The organism is Streptomyces sp. NPDC127092 (assembly GCF_042722475.1).
Classification (GTDB): Bacteria; Actinomycetota; Actinomycetes; order Streptomycetales; family Streptomycetaceae; genus Streptomyces.
On record NZ_JBHXFE010000034.1, the window covers coordinates 19025 to 39924 of the forward strand.

Here is a 20900-nt window from a genome sequence, read left to right on the forward strand (position 1 = left end):
CGTCCTTTCACGGGCCTGGTCTTCAGGCGGTGACGGGGGATGCCTTGTCGGGGCGGGTCGCGGTCGCGACGCTCAGCGCCTGGGCGCGGTCGCGGGTACGGACGCGCATCAGGAGTGCGGCGGCCAGGCGGGTGCCGTCGGTGTGGTGCACAGCCACGGAGTCGGCGCGGTCTGGTGGGCGGCCGACCAATGGCCGGCATCCGGCGAGCTGCAGCCGCAGCAGCGCGTCGTCGAGAACCCCGGCGGGGCCGGCAGCGATCAGGCGGGCGATCCAATCGGGGCGCGGGCGCAGCGTCGCGGCGAAGGCGACGGGGTCCGGTCCCCAGGTGGAGACCAGCCGGAACGGCTCGGCGGCGAAGAACGGCAGCAGCACGGACAGCACCGGGTTCAGTGCCCGCCCGTGGTGTGCCTGGGCTGGCTGGTTGGTGGTCCAGCCCAGGGCCATCAGGCCGCGCAGGTAGTTGGCGGTCAACTCGTCATCGCACTCCCCGTCCACGAAACTTTCGAGGACCGGGAGTGCCGCGGTCTGCCCGACGGGGAATTCCGCGGCGGGTGGTTGTGTGTCACCGGGTGCGGCTTTGAGGGGCTGCAGGCGCATGCGGTGGGCCTGGGCGAGTGCCTGCGCGAGGGTGGAGCCGAGGAGTTCGGTGCCCGTGGCGGGGCTGTCGGCCCACATCAGACGGTCCCTGCTGCGTGTCACCCGGGTCAGCAGTGGTCGCAGCGCGGGAATCCTGAGATCGCTGCGGGTCTCGGCGAGGGAGGCCAGGGCGGAGGCCAACTGCAGCTCGAGTTGGCCGGCAATGCCGGGCGGGGGTTCCCAGATGCGGGCTTGGCGCGGCTGGTAGGGGGCCATGTCTCCACGAAGGCGTCCGGAGCGGGCGACCGCCTCGTGCAGGTGGCCGAAGGAGATCACGAAGCGGGCCATGGCGGTGGTGTCGCTGCCGGTGATGGCGGCGAACAGGGCTTGATCACACTGGCGCAGCAGGGCGGCCACTCCTGCGGGGATCTTGTCTTTGCGGCGCAACCGGGTCAGCCACACGTACGGTTCTGCGAGCAGGGTGTGCTCGCTGCGTAGGGCGACGGGGACGTCTGTGGCCCGGATGGCGATAGGGCTTTGGCCGAGGCGTTCGACGATGACGAAGCGACGGAAGGTGGCCAGGTTGCGGTCGACGCCGAGGGCGGAGATGGCCAGGGCGAACAGCAGGCCGTCTTTGGCCTGGGCCCCGGCCCACCGTGCCCGGCCTTCACCGAAGAGCTGTTCGAGTTCGGCGAGGTTGGCGGGGCGCTCCCACAGAGGTGCCCAGATCTCGCCCTTGGCAGTCTCACCGGTCGAGGCGGTGGGGTGCCCGATGGGGGTGGCGTGAACGCTGAAGGGCCAGGCCGCCCCGGACTCGGCGGCGTTGCGGCGAACCGCGGCGCTGGCGAACAGCAGCAGTCCCTCGCAGGTCAGAATGGTGCGCCAGGGGTTGACGAAGCCTTGCTTGTCGGGTTCGCCCCAGATGGAAGCCAGGACTCCTCCGGCGCGGCCGGGGTCGAACTGGCCGACGGCTCCTCGTCTGTACGGGATGTCTTCGGCACCGGTCAGGGCGGCGCGTACCCACGCGGGGGCATGGCTTTGGTCGGCTTCGGGGCCGAGGACCAGGGCGAGATGCTGGAGGTAGGTCGCGGACAGCTCCTGGCGGCCGAAGTTGCCGCCCGTGCCGGCCACCGGGTTGAAGTGGACCTCCGGGCCGCTGAGGACGGCAGCCACGTCGATCCAGGGCAGCGCCTCATCGGGGAAGGTGTTGCGGCACAGGCTGATCACGGACTGCTTGTGCTGCTTGGCCCACAAGCTCTCACCCGCCCAGCCGCGCGCACGCGCTCCGGCCACGACCTCGCGACCTGCGGCGATGGCCTCTCGCAGTACCGCCAGGCGTGGATCGTGGCTGTCCTCGATCTGGGCCACGGCCCTTTCGGCTTCCACGCTCTTGCCGTTGCCGGCGAACCCCGCTCCGGCGTTCCACGGAGAGACGATGGGGCTCGGTTTGTAAGAGCTGACGAGCCACGCCGTCAGCTCATCGATGCTGCATGCGCTGGTCAGCACGGGAAGGTCGTCTGCCCAGCGCAGCCGAGTGGTGGTGTCGTGCTGTGTCGCCAAAATACGCAGCAGGCCGAGCGCACTGAGATAGCCGCCCAGCGTCGTAGCGCGCAATCCACGCAGCGGAATCTGGATACTCACCACAGCACCTCCTGCTCGAATGCGCCCGCCGGTGCAGGAATCGGAAGCAGAGCGGCCGACGACTGCTCGTCCGACGGAATGGCCTGGTCCGGCGCGGGCTGCGGTGTGCGGTACGCCTGACTGGCCCGCCAGTCCGCGACACGCACGAGCGCCTCCAGCAAGGCAAGCCGGAACGGTCCAAGCTGGGACAGAAGCTGGGAGATCCGCTGCGTCCAGGAGGGAGCTCCCTCCGGACCACTGCCGAGGAAGAGCACGGACGGGTCGACGACGATGCGCGGGAGCACCTTCCCGCCCGGCAGATCGACCGGGCCGACCTCCTCCGCCGGTTCGACGCCCAGAACCCGGGGAGGCACGCGTTCGGCCTCGCCCGGCATAGAACGCACCGACACCCGCACCTTGCCGTGGTGCGCCGCCGCAAGATAAGCGATCAAGTCCGAGTGCTCGCTCCCGTCCAGGAGGGTGCTGTCCGGATGCAACAGTGCCAGCGCACTGATCAGTTCGTGCCGGAAGTACTTACGCTTGTGCCGCCCCATCCGGTGAAGCGTTTTCGCCCAGGGGCCTTCGCCCGGCGGCTGCTCGCCCTCGGGACAACTGCGGCGGATCGTGTTGGCGAAAACGGAGTGCGCCTTGCCCAAGTCGTGATAGCGACCGGCCAGCCGAGCCGCTTCAAGGTGCCCGGCGGACAGCCCGTCCAACGGAGCCAAGCCCTCTGCCAGCAGCCCGACTTCCCGTTCGACGTCCTCAAGGTGCTCGATCAGGTCCACCCATCGGTCGGCGCAGGAGGCATCGTCCTTGCTCATGCCGTCCGGAGCTTTCCCGGTCCGGGCGCGGGAGGTCACCCGGCCTCGGTGCTTCAGGCCCCACCCGAGCCTCGAGTCGTACCAGCCCGAGGCGGTAGAGGTCAGCAGCACGGCGCCGGGGCGAATGTCCGCGAACTGGGCACGCCGCCAGGCGCCCTCCGCCGCGTCCAGGACCCACAACGGGCCCAAAGAGTCCTTCACGATCGTCTTAAGGTCCTGGACCGGCGCGGCGCACAACTCCTCACGGGCAGGAAACGCGTCACGCTCGCCCGGCCTGTCGTTCGCCAAGTCGCGCCAAGCCACCAGGGCCGTAGTGTCCTGGCCGTTCCTGATCCACTGGGAGACGTCGATGTCCGCACCGCTCAGGTCTGGCATGGTGTCGAACAACTGCAACAGATCACGGCGCCGCAGGACCGGATGGACAACGGGCTTGGGGACGACCGGCATCTCCTGGAGCCTCGTGGAAGTCACCCAGGTGCCCTCAAACGAGGTGAGTGCCTCCACCGCCGTCTCGACATCCTCTGGCTCATACGGCGCGTACTGCCCCCGTCCGGAGGGAGGCGGAGCCCACAGCAGGTTGGCACCTTCCGGAAATTCACCGGCGCGGTTACACCGCCCCGCCCGTTGCACCACCGAGGAAAACAGAGCGGCCTCGGTGAACAGCACCCGAGATGAGAGATCGACGCCAGCTTCCAGGACCTGGGTGCTCACCACGATTTGACCTGCCGCAGACGACGGGGCCATAAGCTCGTCCATCAGCCTCTCCCGCTCGGGCGGCCGGAACCGGGAATGCAACAGCACCACGTCCGGCCCGCCCCGGCGAACGAGCTTGGCCAACGCCGCCTGAACCGCCATGGCGCGCTCTACCGTGTTGAACACTGCGATCGTCCGCGTTCCCGGCACGTGACGCGCCACCAGGACCTGCGCCACCCCGGCCGGGTAGGCAGCCGCCGACTCGGGCACCTCGACCCGCTCAACCTGCCGCACCGCGTTCAACCGCACGGCCAGGCCACCGACCCGGTCGTCTTCCCCTAGCTCCACCACACCCCGCACCTCGCGGTGGTCGGGCGTGCATACCTCTTGCGGCGCAAGCGTCGCCGACATCCACATCGACCGCGATGGCACGCCCGTACCCAACTGCTCCCGCAACCCCTGCAACTGCGCGGACGTCGGCAGCCCGGGCCCCATCAGCTGCGTCTCGTCAAAGACGAACTGCACACCGCTGTGGAGCAGCCCGAATGACACCGGCCATTGCGCACGCGACTCCCCGTACCCGCGCATCAGCAGGCGGGACAGCAACATGTCCTGCGTTCCGACGAACACCGCGGTCCGCGACGGATCTATACGCCACGCGTCATCGTCGCGGTCCTCGCCCCCCATGAAGACATGGACCCCCACCGCCCCGGCTAGGCCAGCGTTGGCGATCCACTCCCGTGTCACGGCCGCCGTCTGCTCGACCAACGACCGCAGCGGCAGAACGAACACGAGCCACCGGGCCTCACCGGCGCGCACTGCGGTATCTGGATGCTCGAGGCGGCGCCACAACCAGGGCAGAACTCCAGCCGCTGTCTTACCCGCCCCGGTGGGAACCCGCAGCAACTCCGGCAGGCCCTCCGCAGCAAGCCGCTCCTGGTACGGATACGGCCTCGCATCCACATCGTTCATCGCAGCACGGAACAACTCTACGAACGTGCGCTTCACGCGCACCCCTCCCCATATACAGCGCAGTTGGCAGCTGGGCCGCACACTGACATGCCCCACTGACAAACCAGCGGTGTCAGTCCTCGTTGGGCCACTCGTACACGGTCGACTCCACGGACAGGTCGCGTACGCCCTTGAGGCGGACGTCCGTCGGCGGTTCGACGTCGAAGCGGTGCACGGGGTCGTTCACCAGACGGAGGGTCGGCGTGCCGACGCCCTCTTCCAAGTGCGACGCGATCACGAGGGTGTAGTTCTCACGCTCGGTCCAGGCCCGCACGAACTCCGCACGAGTCAGGGACAGTTCGGCCGGGACCGCGCGTCCGTGGGCCTTGATCTCGTAATAGCGTCCGGTCGAGTCGTACGCGTCGGCGCCCACACCCGACGCACCCCGCTGGTCCTCCAGCTCGACGCCCTGTTCCCGCAGGATGCGGCGGAGCGCCTGGAGGACGAGTTCCTCCTTGTCATGGTCTTCGTAGCCGACCGGTGACGCCTTGCTGCGGGGCGGGGCCCCTCCGGGCCTGGGGTGGGGGAGCGGGGCGCCGTGCCGGTGGGGCGCGGGTCCCCCCGTCCCCGGTGTCCGGGCAGGGCCACTGCCCGGTGTGGACGGCGCTCCGGTGTGGGTGACCTTGCCGGGCAACCCGTCGAAGACGACCGCGTCCACCAGGGGGCGCGCGGCCGGCGCCCGCTGCGGGCCGAACCGGTTGCCGGACCCGGGGTTTCCGGGTGCCGGCGCGGGAGCCGAACCGCTGCGGGGCGACGGCAGGAAGCCGGTCGGGCCGCCGGGTACGGCCGGGCCGGTGTCCCGTTGCGGGGCCGGCTTCACCTTCGGCACCGGCGCGGCGGGAGGCGCGAGCCGCGCACGCCGGCGCAGTTCTTCGGCGAGCCGTTGCCGCTCCTCGCGGTCGCGCTGCCCCGCCGAGGTGAGCGCCGTCCCAGGCTCCGCCTCCGCCAGGCGTTCCTCCCAGACGTCCCGCCAGGTGTGGCCCACGCGTGACCGCGCTTCCGGGAAGTGCGCGGCGATCGCCGCTCCCGCTCCCGACTTGGTGGGCAGCGCCGCGTGCGAGTCCAGGAACAGCGTGTTGCGGTCGCGGTCGATCTGCGCGTCGACGGGCAGGGTGAGGGGCCCGTGGGCGGGTCCCGGATCGATGCGGATCCGCAGGCCGGGGAGCAGTCGCACGTCCAGGCCGGCGAGCCAGGCCCAGCCGGTGAACGCCTCGGCCGTTTCGGGTTCGTCGCGCACCAGCAGGTCCTGGAGTGCGGCGACTCCCCGCCGGAAGTCCTCGGTGAGGCTCGCGTCGACCGGCCGGTCCAGGAGTGCGCCCTCGGCCGCGTTCACATCTCCGGTCTCGTACGTGACCTGGGCACCCGCGACGTCCAGGGGCGTGACGTGCAGCCGTCCGAACAGTGCCGTGAACTGTTGTACGTTTCCTCCGGGCTTCCACAGCGGCAGGCGGCCCGTCAGGGCTCGCTCGACCCGGGCGTCGGCCACGGCGAACACCGGCTGGCCCGTGCCCTTGACCCAGCCGGCCGTGGTCCACAGCGGCATATTGCGCAGCCTGCTCTGCAGCCCCGGCGGCATGGGCTTGTCGTCGGCGGAGATCATGTCCCGCAGCCGACGCAGAGCCTCGAGCATGACCCTTTCGCCCTCGGCGTCGGGGGCGGCGCCGGTCGCGGACATCTCCCTCAGTACGTCGATGAGGTCGTCGAGCCCCGGTTCGGGGATGCCCAGCGCCTGCCACAGAGGGTCGACGTCCGCCCCGGTGAGGGTGAAGGGACGGAAGCCGCGCAGGATCGCGGGTCCGCGGAAGCACTCATGGGACCTCGACCAGCCCCGGTCGGTCAGGACGAGATCCTTGTACGAGAACGCGTTGCGGATCTGCTTCTCGACCGCGGTCGGGGAGGCGTCGGCCGAGCGGTGCGTCAGACGCCGGGCCAGGGACTGGTAGACCAGCAGCGCCTCGGCCCTGAGGCTGTCCGGCACGCCGACATCGGTGTCGCTGTCGGCGTCGTGGCAGCGGTCGCGGAGTTCCCGCAGCCGTTCCATCAGGCGTGGGACGTCGGGATCGCCGGAGACACCGAGTGCGGTGAGGACCTCCGTGCGGGTGGCCAGGGCCTGGTGGATCGCCGGGTGCAGGTAGCCGGGATCCTCCGGCCCGTACAGGGCTTGCGTGTCCCGTGTCCGCAAGGTGAGGCGGGCTGGCGGCTTGAGCTGGCCGTGGCTGTCCTCCAGCCAGGCGGTCTCCCGGAGCCGCCACACCCAGAGGGCCGCCGTCTCACCCGTGAGGTTCCACTTGTAGTGGCCCCGGGCCATGGGGACGACGGCCTGGTCCGTACCGGTCAGCGGTGCGGTGAGGGTGCGCAGCAGTGCGGCTGTGCGGCGGCGTCGCTCGTCCACGTCCTTCTCGGCGACGATGTTCTCGACCACGGCGAAGAGGTCGGCACTGGTCAGGTCATCCAGGGTGTGGTCGGCTCCCTTGGCCGCCATCTCCGACCGCCGGCCCGTGACGGACCACCTGCAGTTCCGCGCGAGGCCGAGACGGGAATCTCCCGGGTACGTCTTGGTGTCCCACGGGTTGTACAGCTCGCACACTGGAGTGAGCCGTGGAGTGCCCGCCACGCCCAGCAGCCGGAGGAAGGCCGTTCCGCTCAGACCGCCTGCCCGGGCGGCGGGGAGCAGCGATCGCGCGTAGGAGCGGCGTACCCAGACGAGACCGGGCGTCCTGCGTGCCGCGACCTCGAACCGGTCCCCGTCGGCGCTCTCCAGCGCCTGGGGGAGATAGGCGGCGCCGGGTTGCACACGGCGGGCCTGTTCGGTCCCGTCCTTGTCGTAGGCGAAGCCGTTGAGGAGAACGGCCCGTCCGATGCCCGGACCGAGCCGGTCGCGCTGCTTCTTGGGCAGCTCGCCGAGCGCCTGCTGCAGGGCGACGAGCCGGGCGGTCTCCATCGCCTCGTCGCCGTCGGTAAGTCGTCTACCGGCTTGTCCGAGCTGGGAGACGATCCGCAGTACGGCTGCCGTGTCGTCGCGGCGCACCAGGCAGTCCCGCCGACGCAGCCAGGCGGTGACGGTCTTCGCCCAGACGTTGTCCTCCGCGTAGGCGGGATGCAGGTCCAGAACGACGCCCAGCAAATCCAGGGGGCCGGTGGCCCCGCCGGACGCGTCGGCGAACGCGTTCGCCGCGAGCTGCGGCCGAAGTCGGCGCCCGTCGGCGGTGACCAGGCACGTCCGGCCGGTCAGCGCGTACTCATGGCCAGCCTCGAGGGCGACCGCGGCAAGCCGTACGAACCGCGTGACGTCCTGCCACTCGTCGTCGGAGAACAAGGCGAGGGCATCCATGACCCGCACCTCTGCGCGCAGGGACGCGGCACCCGCCGCACGCCAGTCCGCGAGGACGTTCCGCCAGCGGCCGCCGCTGTCGCGGACGGCGGCAGGCAGGGAGTACCGGGCTTCGCCCAGCCGTGCGATGTCGGTGTAGTCGAGGACCCCCGACAGTGCGGCCTCCTCGACCGCGAAATCGGACAGCGGGACCGCGGGCCCACCCTCCGCGACCGGCAGGACCAGCTCGGCAGCGAGTGACTGCCGGGCGCGCATGAGCAGCTCGGTGCGGATCCGGTCCTGGAGCAGGTGCGCCGGTGCGGAGCCCGGCGGGCGGGGAAGCGGAACAAGGTGCCACGCCGTGTGATCCACCCTCTCCAGGACGTCGCGTACGGCGGTTTCCCACAGGTCGGCGATCACGGGGACGAGCTGTGCGTTGAGGCGGCTGTCGGCAAACCCTTCGCGGCTGGCGACGGGGTCGAACTGGGTGTGGACGCGGGCCGCCACGTCCAACGGGGCGACGGGCAGGCCGGCATGGACACTGCCGGACACCTCGCCCCCCAGGGGGAGCGCGATGCCCACGGGCACGACCGGGCCCAGTGCCTTGTGGCTCCGTTCCCATTCCGGTTGTGGTTCCACCTGCGCCGTGTACACACGCCACACCGCTCCGTCGGTCGTCCGGGCGTGCCGCACTCTCACCTCATGCTCGATGCCCTGGACCACTAGCCGATGCCGTGCCACGTCAGCCCAGGCCAGGGTCAGTCTGGCGCTGTGCTCGCCGGCCGTCACCTCCAAATCGCGGAGATGGCGCAGGAAGAGCAGGGAAGCGTCGCTCCAGTCGTCGAACCATTCGAGGAGCTGGGCCGCGCTCAGTTTCCCGGGGGCCAGTGGAATACGGAAGACGGTCCACTCGGGACCGGAAATCTCGTCGGGGAGTTTGGGCGGCGGCGCGGGCTCGAGGTCGGTCCCGCAGAAGCGCACGTGGAACGGGTGGCAGTGCACCTCCCACACCGTAGAGAGGGCCCTCAGCGTGGACAGTCCGATGCCGAACCGGCCGGTGGCCGCGGCGTCAGCGGTCTTGCCGGTGAGCCAGGGCATGCCGAGCGGGAGCACATCGGCCAGACGCAGGCCGGCTCCGTCGTGGGCGACCAGCATGTCGTCGGACCGAAGCAGGACGCGCAACTGTCCGGCTCCCGCGTCATCGGAGTTCTGGACGAACTCGGAGAGGACCTGCAGGCGGTCCGTCGAGAGCGTCTCAGCGCCGTGCAACGCGCCCTCGGCCATCCTGCGGTGGACCCCACGACCGCTACGCAGTCCCTGGTCGAAGAGCCGGACGGCGCGCGCCGCTTCCTCCGGCGTCGACACCTCCACTTCCACGGATGCGTCCGGATCCTCCAGAAGCGTGCGCACAGCCGTCGTGAGAGCATCCACGTCGGTATCCCTCCCCCTTGGTGCCTTGTGACACCGACAAGGCTGAGGCTGGGGACGGTTTCCCGATGACCGTGTGGACGTAATCCAGCCATTTGCGCGCACAGTTACGGCGAGGGCTTTGGTCTGGCTGTCCGCTGTCGGCACTGCGGGTGCAGGAAGCGGGGCGGATGACAAGCGGCTCCGACAGCAACGGGAACACGGCGAAATCTGATCCCGGGCGCCCCTCGATTGTCAGACCGTCCTGGTAGAGCGCCTCGGTCGACGAAAACGCCCGACCTGGTCGTAGTTTTTCGCCCGCTCCGTCCCGGTCGTCGGCGGGGGAGGTTTAGTCGATGATCACCGGACGGCGGCAGATCAACCCGTCGCTAGTCAGTGACCCGTACATGAAGGTGACACGATCCGTACGGCTGCTGGTGAGGGTGCCCCTCATCTTCAGCAGGTGCGGTCCGATGGGTGCCCCGAGGCGGAGCTGTCAGTCGGGCGGGTGGGGTACACGATGGTCCGGTTCAGCGGGTTGGAGCGTCGGCGTAGATCGCCCGCGGGAGGGCACGGTGCCTTGCGTCCGGTATTTCCTTTTCATTGCCATGCGGCTTGGAGTGGCAGGCTGGGCAGGCGGCCGGAACGTAACTGCCCACCAGGTGGTAGTGGTCGCGATCGATCGGTCACAGTCGGGTGCCGGGACCGGATGAAGCCCGGGCTGCCGGGCGCGTTGAACGACTTCCAGGTCGATGCGGAGAGTGGCTCCGTGCTCGACGAAGCGCGTATCTGGCGCATCGTCAGGTAAGTCAGCACCTGGTCAGCATCAGTTCCCGAACATGCTGAAAAGGCTGTCCGAACAGGCGCCCGGTCGGTGGCGCCACAACAGCCTGGTTGGCGCGGAAGCCCAGGCAGGGAGCCCTATCCCCAATGAGAAGCGATGTTCCTCACAATCATCGACTTCGATGCGTGCCCGTGTAGAGTGGAGAACGCCCTTGACCTGCAGAAAGCAGGCAGGGAGCCGTCTTACAGGAGTCCAAAGTGCTGCGTACTCTGTTCAAGTCCAAGATCTGACTATTTGGCGTTGCCGCAGGTCAGGGGCATCATGTGCCCCCCTCAGGTCAGCAAACGGTCAGCATGCGTCCGCATGGTGTCCGCGCTTGCTGACCTTCGACCTGCAGCAGGCGCCTGAGCATGATTCTTGGGCTGGATCGGATGGTTCGCGACATGGCCCGACAGCTCGCCCGCGGCATGGGCTCCTTCTTCAAGGACTGCGGCTGCGCCAAGCCCACCCGCTGCCCCCACCCCTACTCGATCCGTTTCCGCGACGCGCTCGGCAAGCAGCGCGAGGAGTCCGGATACGACACGCAGGACGACGCGATCGAACGCCTCACTCAGCTGTATGCGGAAAAGAAGACCACGGCTCCGTCCGTGGCGGCGGCCCGCCGCGAACTGGGCCAGCTGACGGTCGAGGAGTACGCCAAGCAGTGGCGGCCCCGGCAGCGCCGGATGACGGACTACTCCACCGGCGAGCACGTCGACAGCTCGATCAACGTGCACATCGTCCCCCGCCTGGGAGCGCGGAAGCTGAACTCGGTCACCCCGATGGTGATCGAACGCTTCCTGGACGAGATGGAGAACGACGGAGTCGGCCGGGGAAACCAGGTGAACATCTTCCGGGTCCTGAAGACCATCCTTCGGGATGCGTATGCCAAGGGAGCCATGGCGGACGACCCGGTGAAGGGGGTCCAGGAACCGGAGTATGTGCGCGAGCAGGTTGCCATTCCCTCTCTCGCCTACGTGACGAAAGCGCTGACGGTCGCCGACGAGGACCTCGCGCTGGAGATCGTCATGATGGCGGGATGCGGTCTGCGCAACGGTGAGGCGCGGGCGGTGAACGTCAACAACGTCGTGGCGCAGGACGTCTACCGGGTGCGAGAGCAGATCCACTCCAACACGCTGAGGCCGGCAAAGCTGAAGCACCGCAAGACGGGGGAGTTCCGGGAGGTACCCCTGCCGCGGTCGGTGCGGGAGGTGATCGAGCGGTACGCGGCCAAGCACGGTACCACGAAGGACGGCTACCTGCTGCGCGGTCCGGGCGGCTACTTCACCGAAGGTATGGAGCGACGCCGGGTGAAGAAGCTCTTCGCGGACCTGCCGCCGGAGGAGGGGGTGGGGATGTACGGCTTCCGGCACTACTTCGCCTCGAACGCCCTCGGCAACGGCATCCCCATCACTGACGTGGCGGAGTGGATGGGTCACAAGTCCATCGAGGAGACGTACCGCACGTACCGGCACCTGATGCCGGGCAGCATCACCAAGGCCGCCCGTATCCTGGACGCCGGCCTCTGGCAAGCAGCCTGATTCCCGGTTTTGAGGTAACCGCAGGTGCTTGGTGTGCTGGTGGTACACGCCTTGTGCGGCCGCTGACTAGCGGAAACGGCCACGACTCGGCCAAGCTGCAGGCGGCTGGTCCGCGTGTGGCCCGGACCTTGGTCGGCACGGAGGGGACTTCGGACCGATGGCCCGTGGCGGCGGCGAGTTGGCCCCCGAGCGAGGGGCGGGCCGACAGGTCGCCACGGAGCATGCCGCTGCCTGGGCCTGTAGCGGCTGGTTGCGTACCGCCGCCCTTGCGCCGATCACTCTCCCCATTGTCGTCGCCCGTACGCAGCCGCCAGGTGCTCCGGCGCGTGCGAAGCCGCTCGTCCTCAGTCCAGGTGGGAGACCTTGAACACGAGATGTGCGATCTCGCTGTCGGTGTGCTGGGACAGGTGCCGTATGTCGGAGTGGTCGGCGTGCAGGAAACCCGGTGCGCTTGAGGCGGCGGCGCCGTCGGCCAGCAACTGCCAGAGCCGGGGGTTGTCGGCGAGCAGGTTTGGGCTCAATGAGATCCGCGCGCCGTGGACGTCCTGTAGGAGCACGTGACGTGAGGGGCCGGCCGACCACCCCACGCGCACGAGGCGGTCGATTCGCACTGTGCGTCGGCGCACCAGCCCGTGCGTGGCGAGCCAGCCTTCCCCCGCAGTGACTCGGTCCGGAAGCAGTACGACGAAGAGGAGGACGGCGAGTCCGCTCCACAGGGCGCCGCGGACCGGAGAGAGCGCCTCGGCGACGGCGTCGACCAGGAGGAGCAGTCCCAGCAGCGTGGCGGCGCAGATGACCGCGGTCCGCAGTGCGTGGGGCCAGTCCGCATTGTGAGCCAGGGGCATGGGTGACCGGGTGTCAGCCGATGGGTGGCGTCCCATGGGGCTGAGGCTAGAAGAGCGGGAGGTGGTTGCCGTGGATCTTGACGGGTCGCTGACGTGTTGTGTACGCGACTTAGTCGCCGGGCGCGGCCTACGCCACCTGGGCGTATGGGCGTCCCTTCCTCGCTGCGGCCGACTTACGCTCGCGCTGTGCCGAAGGTGACGGGGATGCTCAAGCGCCTGGTGATCGGGCGTGCCAAGCGTAGTGAGGAACTGGGGGAGACGCTGCTGCCCAAGCGGCTCGCCCTGCCGATCTTCGCCTCGGACCCGCTGTCCTCGGTGGCGTACGCCACCCAGGAGATCCTCCTTGTCCTCACCCTCGGCGGCCTGGCGTATCTGCACTTCACGCCATGGATCGCGGCCGCGGTCGTCGCGCTCATGACCGTGGTGGTGCTCTCGTACCGGCAGGTGGTCAACGCCTATCCGAGCGGCGGCGGCTCGTACGAGGTCGCCTCGACCAACCTGGGAGCGTCCGCCGGCCTGGTGGTGGCGGCCTCGCTGCTGGTGGACTACGTCATGACCGTGGCCGTGTCGGTCGCCTCCGGAGTGGACAACATCATCTCGGCGCTGCCGTCGCTGGCCGACTACAGAGTGGTGATGGCGCTCGGCTTCGTCGCCTTGCTGACCGCCATGAACCTTCGAGGGGTACGTGAGTCCGGCCGGTTGTTCGCCGCTCCCACGTACCTGTTCATCGGCGGCGTCCTGATCATGGTGGGCACGGGCCTGTTCCGTTACCTCCTCGGCGATGCCCCGGTTGCCGAGAGCGCCGCGTACGGCATTATCCCGGAGGAAGGAGACGCGGACCTGGCGGGCCTGGCCCTGCTCATGCTGGTCCTGCGCGCCTTCTCCAGCGGCTGTACGGCCCTGACGGGCGTTGAGGCGATCTCCAACGGAGTGCCGGCCTTCCGTAAGCCCAAGCCCCGGAACGCGGCGACCACCATGGCCGCGATGGGCATCATCGCGATCACCATGTTCGCCGGCGTTACCACCCTCGCGATCATCTCCAAGGTGCACATCGTCGAGGACGCGTGCCGCCTCACCGGCCTTGACGCCGACTGCGAGAGTTACACCCAGCGCACTGTCATCGCCCAGCTGGCCGCGTCCGTCTTCGGCGGCAACGACAGCGTCGGCTTCTACTACATCCAGGCCGCCACCGCGCTCATCCTGATCCTCGCCGCGAACACCGCCTTCAACGGCTTCCCGCTGCTGTCCTCGATCCTCGCCCAGCACCGCTACCTGCCGCGCCAGCTGCACAACCGCGGCGACCGGCTCGCCTTCTCCAACGGCATCCTGGCACTGGCCATCGTCGCCGGCCTGCTGCTGTGGGGCTTCGAGGCGAACGTCACCAGCCTGATCCACCTGTACATCCTGGGCGTCTTCACGTCCTTCACGCTCTCTCAGAGCGGGATGGTCCGGCACTGGAACCGCGAACTGCGCACCGAGACCGACCTGACGGTGCGTCGACGCCACCAGCTGTCCCGGGTCGTCAACGCCACCGGTGCGGTCGTCACCGGCCTGGTACTGGTGATCGTGCTCGCCACCAAGTTCACCCAGGGCGCGTGGCTGGCGGTGCTCGCGGCGGTCCTGCTGTGGCTGATGATGCGCGCCATCCGCCGTCACTACGACCGGACCGCCGCCGAGCTCGCGGTCACCGACCCGCACATGGAGCGGCGGCTTCCGTCAAGGGTGTTCGCGATCGTCCTGGTCTCCACCGTGCACAAGCCCACCATGCGTGCCCTCGCGTACGCACGCGCCTTCCGGCCCGACCATTTGGAGGCGCTCACGGTGGCGGTCGACCGCGAGGGCCTTGACCGGCTTCGCAGGCAGTGGGACGACTTCGAGATCGACGTTCCGCTGAAGGTCCTCCAGTCCCCGTACCGCGAGATCACGAAGCCCGTCGTCGAGTACGTACGGTCCATCCGGCATGCGGGACCACGAGACGTAGTCGCCGTCTTCATCCCCGAATACGTCGTCGGCCACTGGTGGGAGAACCTCCTGCACAACCAGTCCGCCCTCTGGCTCAAGAGCCGCCTGCTCTTCACCCCCGGCGTGATGGTCACCAGCGTCCCCTGGCAGCTCACCTCGTCCGCCCGCGCCGATCGCCCAGCCGCCCGCGCACCGGGCGCGGTCCGCCGTGGCGAGCCGATCACACTCCATGAACACGCAGCGGCCCGCCACGCTCCGCCGGGCACGACTCAGGAGTGACCGGTGACCGGGTGGTGCAGGCGGCGGGTCCCGTGGCGTAGTGGACGTATTGGCGGGACAGCCGGAATCCGGCCGTCCGGGCGAGGAGGCGGTTGGGGCGGTTGTCGCCGGAGCGGCTTCAGTTGCCATGGTGCCCGCGCGCCGTGATGTCCTCCGTGAGGCGGGTGACGCACGTCAGTGCGAGGTTTTGCCGACGGACGTCGGGCGCGGTGGCGCAGGCGATGTCCTCGTACCGGTGGCCGAGCAGGCGGGTGCAGGCCACAGCCATGACGCGGCCCTTGTGGAACGGCGCCCAACCCAATCCGGAGGCGGCGAGGGACGCGGGGGCTCTCCCAGCTTTCGTGGATCCAGACCATGCCGGGGTCGAGTGCGGCCAGCGCGGGGCGCCCTCGGGACGAGACGGCGCACGGTCACCCCTCGCGGAACACGGGGCGGGGTGGCCGGGGCGCGAGGGATGTAGAGCATCCGCTCCCACGGCACGAGCCGAAGACGACATGAGACCGGCGGCGGGCCCGGCGCGGTCAGCCGACCTCGGGCCGCGCCTGCGGCACCTCCAGAGCGAGCTCGCAGGGGTACTCCCGCCCCTCGCGCAGGAAGGTGAGGCGGACTGTGAGGACACGGGCGGAAGGGGCGACGGCCGGCTGCCCGGTGATCGTGCCGTCCGTGTGGCTGCCGTCCACGCTCACGCCGTACGCCCCGCCCCAGTCGGTGTACTCGTTGCCGGCGTCGTCGCAGGCCTCCAGCGTCAGCAGGACGAGTGACTCGCCGTCGTCCCCTTCCGGCAAGGGCGGCGTGACCGTGTAGTGGAGGGTGAACGAGTCCTGCGCCAGAGACAGGCCGTCGACGACGAGTTCGTGGTGGCCGTCGAGGAAGCGGGCGGTGGGGCAGGGTGTACGGCTGTTCATGGGGTGCTCACGCGCTTCCGGGCTTGGGGACCTGGCAGGTGATGTAGCGGTCGGCGGCGGAGTTGGGCTTGGAGCCCTTCAGGAACCAGTAGAAGGTCGATGGTGCCGGAGCCGCCGCCGACGTACTGGTACTTGTTCATGCTGCCGCGGAAGTTGTACGTGCTGATCGCGCCCCCCCGCGGGGCAGTCCGTCACTGATGCGGGACGGGGATGCCCGCCGCGCGCAGGTGCGCCTCGACCAGCCCGTTCAACCGGGCGATGGACGGTGCCTCGTCCTCCCGGTGGTGGTTGACCACGCCGTACCGGGAGGCCGCGTCGGGCCCGTGCGGTCGCTCGGCCGGCAGCGTCAGCAGCGCGCGGACGCCCAGCAGGTTGGCGGCCACCGCTGAGGCCAGCTCCTCGATCCGCGGGTCGTCGGGATCCCAGGACCTCGCCTCCCAGCCGCGCTTGGTCAGCTCGACGAACTCGGGGTCGTCGAGCCGGTGTTCGAGGTTGGCCAGGAAGAGGTCGAAGACCTCGGGAGTGAGCGCCCGCGACAGCACCAGGGCTTCCCGCTGGGTGGTGACGTAGTCGGCGCTGAAGTCGAGCTCGGCGAGTCGATCCAGGACCGCGCAGGCCCGGTCGGGCAGCAGGGCGCGGTCACCGTGGGCGAGCCGGTGCAGGGTGTCGCGGCGGGCGGTCAGCTCCTCGATCTGTTCGGTGAGCCGGCGGCGGACGTCGTCCAGGGCGGTGGCGAACCGCTCGGGCTCGGCGTCGAGCAGCTCGCCGATCTCGGCCAGCGGCACGCCCGCCCCGGCCAGGGCCCGGACCTGGACAAGGCGCAGCAGGTCGGCCGAACCGTAGCGCCGGTAGCCGGAATGGTCCCGTTCCGGTTCGGCGACCAGGCCGAGCCGGTGGTAGTGCCGCACCGTCTTGACGGTGATCCCGACGAAAGCCGCCGCCTGACCGATCGTGAGCCCCTCTGTCATGGGGTGAGAGTAACGCTCCTCCGTCGCCTTGACCTTGACCTTGGGTCAGGGTCCACGCTCATCTCACACCCGCTGACGCGAGATGAGGAATCACCATGACCGAGCAGAACACCGCCGCCGCGCAGGACCGCCCCGAGCTGCGGAAGGCCATGCAGGAGATCGTCGACGCCGGTTTCGCCGGAGTGCAGTTGCGCGTGAACGACGAGCTCGGCGAGTGGGTCGGCAGCGCCGGCGTGAGCGAGCTGGGCCGGACCGCGAAGCCGCCGACCGACGGGCACTTCCGGGTCGGCAGCGTCACCAAGACCTTCGTCGCGACCGTCGTCCTGCAGCTGGTGGCCGAGGGCCGGCTCGGCCTCGAGGACCTGGTGGCCGAGCACTTGCCCGAGTTCGGGCTCGACCGGCGGATCACGGTAGGGATGCTCCTGCAGCACACCAGCGGGCTGTTCAACTTCACCGGCGAGTTCGCCAAGGACGGGTCGGTCGAACCCGGTGTGGTCGCCGGATGGGGCAAGGAGTGGGTGGACCTGCAGCACGCGACCTACCGGCCGGAGGAGCTGGTGCGGGGGGCGTTGGCGAAGCCGGCGCGGTTCGAGCCGGGGACGGCCTGGAGCTACTCCAACACCAACTATGTCCTGGCCAGGCTGCTGATCGAGCAGGTCACCGGCCGCTCGCTGCCCGAGGAGACGCACCGGCTGATCCTGGGCCCGCTCGGTCTGACGGGCACCCTCCTGCCGGAGACCCGGGAGGACATCCCGGAGCCGCACGCCCACGGCTACTTCGGATACGACGACGCCGGACAGTGGAAGGTGGTCGACACCACCCGCTTCAACCCCTCCTGGGTATCCGCCGCCGGCGACATGATCTCGACCAGCCGGGACCTCCACACGTTCTTCTCCGCGCTGAACAGCGGCAAACTCATCTCGACCGAGCTTCTGGCCGAGATGCGCGTCGCGGACCCCACGATGGGTTACGGCCTGGGGGTGTTCGTGGAGGAGCTGGACGGCGGCGGCACCGTCCTCCACCACAACGGAGGGTTCTGGGGCTGGGGCGCGCTGATGTACAGCACGCCCGACGGCACCAAGACCCTGACCGGCTCGCTGACGTCCGGGGACGTCGAGATGGACCTGCCCACGATGGCCGGGACGTTCGAGAAGGTGAAGAAGACCCTGGTCAAGGCGGTGTTCGCCTAGGGGGCGTCCCCGGGGGCGTGTCCGGAAAGGTCCGGGCCGGCTCCGCGGGCGGACGCCCATGCATTCCGGACACCCTCAGCGGAGGACGTTGCGCTGCCTGCCGACAGGCTCCGTCACACGACGCCTCCGCCCGGCGTCCGGGTGGAGGCCGAGCGTGGGATCGGTTTGCACTGCTTCTGCACCGTCGGCCCGTGTCAAGAACGCGTGAAGACAGGGCACCCGGGCGCAAAGAACCCGCCAGGAACGGCAGAAGTCGTCCTCGCCAGGGCTCACTCTGAGCGGACATGAGTCCGAAGGAGTCGACCGCATGACCACCCTGACCGCTGAGACGGACGCCGTACCCGGTGCCGAGGAGCCTCCCGATACCGGCGCACGGCACAAGCTGACCGCCGTCACCGGACTCGCCGCGCTGTCGCTGGACGCGATGGCGTCGGTGGCGTACGGGCCCGAGGCTATCGTGCTGGTCCTCGCGGCGGCCGGGGGGTACGGGCTCGGGTTCACGCTGCCGGTCACGCTGGCGATCGCCGGTCTGCTCGCAGTGCTGGTCGCCTCGTACCGCCAGGTCATCGCGGCCTTCCCGGACGGCGGCGGTTCCTACGCCGTGGCCAAGAGCCACCTGGGACGCCGTACGAGCCTGGTCGCGGCCGCCTCCCTGGTCCTGGACTACGTTCTCAACGTGGCCGTCGCCGTCACCGCCGGCGTGGCCGCGCTGACCTCCGCTTTCCCGGGTCTCTACGATGACCGGCTGGTCATCTGCCTCGGCGTGCTCGTGCTGATCACAGCCGTGAACCTGCGGGGGATCGTAGACTCGGCTCGGGCGTTCATCGTGCCCACCGCCGTCTTCGTCGGCGCGATACTGGGGCTGATCGTCGTCGGCCTGTTCCGTGACGCCCCTGTCTCTGTGGCCGCGTCTGCCGGCCACGCCTCGGTTCTCGCCGACAACGCCACCACCGTGGGCGCTCTGCTGCTCCTGAAGGCGTTCGCCTCCGGCTGTTCGGCGCTGACTGGTGTGGAGGCCATAGCGAACGCCGTGCCGTCGTTCCGGGCTCCGGCCGCCCGGCGCGCGATGCGCGCGGAGGTGGCGCTGGGAGCGCTGCTCGGTGTGATGCTGATCGGGCTCTCGGTGCTGATCTCCCGCTTCGGGCTGCAGCCAGTGGAGGGCGTCACCGTCCTTGCCCAGCTCGCCGATGCCTCACTGGGCCACAACTGGGCCTTCTACGTGCTGCAGTTCACCACCATGGTGCTCCTTGCGTTGTCTGCGAACACGTCCTTCGGCGGCCTGCCCGTCCTGCTGAAGCTGTTGGCGCGCGACAACTACGTGCCGCACGTCTTCGGTCTGAAGGCCGACCGTCAGGTTCACCGGCACGGAGTCGTCTGGCTCGCCCTCGTCTCGGCCGCGCTGCTGGTCTTCTCCAGGGGCGACACCAACACACTCGTCCCGCTCTTCGCGATCGGTGTCTTCGTCGGCTTCACGATCGCCCAGACGGGCATGGTCCTGCACTGGCGCAGGGAGCGCGGAACCGGGTGGGTGGGGAAGACCCTGCTGAACGGAGCCGGGGCAGTGCTGACTGGGGTCTCCGCCGTCGTCGTCACCGCCACGAAGTTCCACGACGGGGCCTGGCTGATCGTGATTGCTCTGCCCCTTCTCGTCGCCGTCTTCGAGGCTGTCCACCAGGCGTACGGAAGGATCGGCGAGCGCCTGGGCGTGGGGCAGATCCCCGAACCGCCGCACCGCGAGCGCTCCCTGGTCCTGGTGCCGGTCTCCTCACTGACCCGGCTCACCAGCGAGGCCCTCACCGCCGCCGTCTCCCTCGGCGACGAGGTCCGGGCGGTGACCGTCTGCCACCCGGACCCCGAGGACCGTGCGCAGACCGAAGCCCTGGAACGGGACTGGGCGCTGTGGAACCCGGGCGTTCCACTGGTCCGGCTGCCGGCCGAGCGACGCTCGCTCGGCCGGCCCGTCAGCGCCTACATACGCGAGCTGCGATCGACCGAGCCGCGCACCCGGGTGACCGTCCTGATCCCGGAGGCCGAGCCGCAACACCTGTGGCAGCGGCTGCTGCAGAACCAGCGAGGCGCGGTCGTCGCCCACGCTGTCCGCCGGGACACGGATGCCGTGATCTGCCGGCTGAGGTTCCGGCTCGGGGCCCCCTAGCCGGCTACTTCGTCGCCCTCAGCAGCGCCTCGAAGCCGTCGAGGATCGCGTCCAAGCCGAACTCGAAGGTGCGGTCCGGGGCCGCGCTGTACTCGGCAGCGGCGCTGCCGCCGAGGCGTTCGCGCAGGCGGGGGAAGGCCATGGCGACCTCGGTGGCCGCCGCCATCGTGTCGGCCAGTTCCTTCTCCGGGTCGCCGCTCTTGCTCAGCCGGCGGGTCAGCGAGACCTGCGCGGCGGCGCCCAGCGCACTGCCCAGGACGTAGACGAAGACGGTGGCCGCGGCCCGGTCGGCGTCCGCGGGGGCGAAGCCGGCCTTCTCGTGCAGGGCGAGGCTGTGATCGTCGTGCCGGGACTTGCCGGGGCCGTAGAGCAGGTGGCTGCCGAAGGCCTGGCCGAGCCACGGGTGCCGGGTGAGCATCGCGTGCATGCTGCAGGCCATGGCGGCGGCGGCCGGCCGCCAGCCCGTCGCGTCGAGGTCGGGCAGCTCGACCTCGCTCCAGACCTCGTCGCCGGCGAGCCTTACCAGCTCGTCCTTGGTCTTGATGTGCCAGTAGACGGCGGTGGCGGCGGTGCCGAGCCGCGCGCCCAGGCTGCGCATGTTGAGGCCGTCGAGGCCCTCGTCGTCGAGCAGCTCGATCGCCGCGCGGACGATCTGGTCGGGGGTGAGAGTGTTTCGCGCCATGCCCGGACTCTACTTGAACTTAGTGCAACGATGGGTTTACAGTGCTCTTGCACTTAGTTCAAGAAGCCCGGGTTCGAGCCGGGCTCGAAACGCAGTCCCAGGGGGAACTCG

General features: G+C 69.6%; 12 protein-coding genes. 4 read left to right on the forward strand and 8 right to left on the reverse strand.

Going from position 1 to position 20900, the window contains the following annotated elements; all coding sequences use genetic code 11:
* Window positions 1–22: 22 nt before the first annotated feature.
* The 3 genes from csx17 to ACFWJO_RS25805 form a co-directional block, all read right to left on the reverse strand.
* On the reverse strand, window positions 23–2218 hold the full coding sequence (gene csx17, locus ACFWJO_RS25795; protein ID WP_386868751.1) for a type I-U CRISPR-associated protein Csx17: 2196 nt from the start codon (window positions 2216–2218) through the stop codon (window positions 23–25).
* Window positions 2215–4719: a DEAD/DEAH box helicase gene (locus ACFWJO_RS25800; protein WP_386868752.1), complete on the reverse strand. Its 2505-nt coding sequence runs from the start codon at window positions 4717–4719 to the stop codon at window positions 2215–2217. The genes csx17 and ACFWJO_RS25800 overlap by 4 nt, the downstream gene beginning before the upstream one ends.
* 76 nt (window positions 4720–4795) lie before the next feature.
* Window positions 4796–9409: a sacsin N-terminal ATP-binding-like domain-containing protein gene (locus tag ACFWJO_RS25805; protein ID WP_386868754.1), complete on the reverse strand. Its 4614-nt coding sequence runs from the start codon at window positions 9407–9409 to the stop codon at window positions 4796–4798.
* Between the two features lie 1257 nt (window positions 9410–10666).
* On the opposite strand from ACFWJO_RS25805, the gene ACFWJO_RS25810 reads away from it, so the two are divergent.
* Window positions 10667–11803 carry a tyrosine-type recombinase/integrase gene (locus ACFWJO_RS25810; protein ID WP_386868756.1) on the forward strand — a complete coding sequence of 379 codons (1137 nt, stop codon included), beginning with the start codon at window positions 10667–10669 and terminating at the stop codon, window positions 11801–11803.
* Between the two features lie 344 nt (window positions 11804–12147).
* On the opposite strand, the gene ACFWJO_RS25815 is transcribed toward ACFWJO_RS25810, so the two are convergent.
* Entirely contained in the window at window positions 12148–12648 is a 501-nt protein-coding gene (locus tag ACFWJO_RS25815; RefSeq protein ID WP_386868757.1) for a hypothetical protein, read from the reverse strand.
* 204 nt (window positions 12649–12852) lie between these two features.
* Between ACFWJO_RS25815 and ACFWJO_RS25820 the strand changes: the two genes are divergently transcribed.
* Complete coding sequence (locus ACFWJO_RS25820) at window positions 12853–14889, forward strand: APC family permease (RefSeq protein ID WP_386868862.1); 2037 nt, start codon at window positions 12853–12855, stop codon at window positions 14887–14889.
* 118 nt (window positions 14890–15007) lie between these two features.
* Here ACFWJO_RS25820 and ACFWJO_RS25825 read toward each other — a convergent pair whose 3' ends face one another.
* From ACFWJO_RS25825 to ACFWJO_RS25835, 3 genes are all read right to left on the reverse strand, one after another.
* Window positions 15008–15157 (reverse strand): hypothetical protein, encoded by a 150-nt coding sequence (locus ACFWJO_RS25825; RefSeq protein WP_386868759.1) that lies wholly within the window; start codon window positions 15155–15157, stop codon window positions 15008–15010.
* A 253-nt stretch (window positions 15158–15410) separates the two neighbouring features.
* Window positions 15411–15794, reverse strand: a complete 384-nt coding sequence (locus tag ACFWJO_RS25830; protein ID WP_386868760.1) for a hypothetical protein — start codon at window positions 15792–15794, stop codon at window positions 15411–15413.
* A 191-nt stretch (window positions 15795–15985) separates the two neighbouring features.
* Window positions 15986–16762 carry a MerR family transcriptional regulator gene (locus ACFWJO_RS25835; protein WP_386868762.1) on the reverse strand — a complete coding sequence of 259 codons (777 nt, stop codon included), beginning with the start codon at window positions 16760–16762 and terminating at the stop codon, window positions 15986–15988.
* Between the two features lie 95 nt (window positions 16763–16857).
* Between ACFWJO_RS25835 and ACFWJO_RS25840 the strand changes: the two genes are divergently transcribed.
* Together ACFWJO_RS25840 and ACFWJO_RS25845 are read left to right on the forward strand one after the other, a co-directional pair.
* Window positions 16858–17952: a serine hydrolase domain-containing protein gene (locus tag ACFWJO_RS25840; RefSeq protein ID WP_386868764.1), complete on the forward strand. Its 1095-nt coding sequence runs from the start codon at window positions 16858–16860 to the stop codon at window positions 17950–17952.
* A gap of 307 nt (window positions 17953–18259) precedes the next feature.
* Entirely contained in the window at window positions 18260–20107 is a 1848-nt protein-coding gene (locus ACFWJO_RS25845) for an APC family permease (protein WP_386868766.1), read from the forward strand.
* Between the two features lie 4 nt (window positions 20108–20111).
* On the opposite strand, the gene ACFWJO_RS25850 is transcribed toward ACFWJO_RS25845, so the two are convergent.
* Window positions 20112–20789: a TetR/AcrR family transcriptional regulator gene (locus tag ACFWJO_RS25850; protein ID WP_386868768.1), complete on the reverse strand. Its 678-nt coding sequence runs from the start codon at window positions 20787–20789 to the stop codon at window positions 20112–20114.
* Between the last annotated feature and the right edge of the window lie 111 nt (window positions 20790–20900).

Coding starts and splice junctions, on each gene's coding strand:
- ACFWJO_RS25825 (WP_386868759.1), bottom strand. CDS start 15,157: ATGGCTGTGGCCTGCACCCGCCTGCTCGGCCACCGGTACGAGGACATC.
- ACFWJO_RS25820 (WP_386868862.1), top strand. CDS start 12,853: ATGCTCAAGCGCCTGGTGATCGGGCGTGCCAAGCGTAGTGAGGAACTG.
- ACFWJO_RS25845 (WP_386868766.1), top strand. CDS start 18,260: ATGACCACCCTGACCGCTGAGACGGACGCCGTACCCGGTGCCGAGGAG.
- ACFWJO_RS25810 (WP_386868756.1), top strand. CDS start 10,667: ATGGCCCGACAGCTCGCCCGCGGCATGGGCTCCTTCTTCAAGGACTGC.
- ACFWJO_RS25830 (WP_386868760.1), bottom strand. CDS start 15,794: ATGAACAGCCGTACACCCTGCCCCACCGCCCGCTTCCTCGACGGCCAC.
- ACFWJO_RS25835 (WP_386868762.1), bottom strand. CDS start 16,762: ATGACAGAGGGGCTCACGATCGGTCAGGCGGCGGCTTTCGTCGGGATC.
- ACFWJO_RS25815 (WP_386868757.1), bottom strand. CDS start 12,648: ATGCCCCTGGCTCACAATGCGGACTGGCCCCACGCACTGCGGACCGCG.
- ACFWJO_RS25850 (WP_386868768.1), bottom strand. CDS start 20,789: ATGGCGCGAAACACTCTCACCCCCGACCAGATCGTCCGCGCGGCGATC.
- ACFWJO_RS25840 (WP_386868764.1), top strand. CDS start 16,858: ATGACCGAGCAGAACACCGCCGCCGCGCAGGACCGCCCCGAGCTGCGG.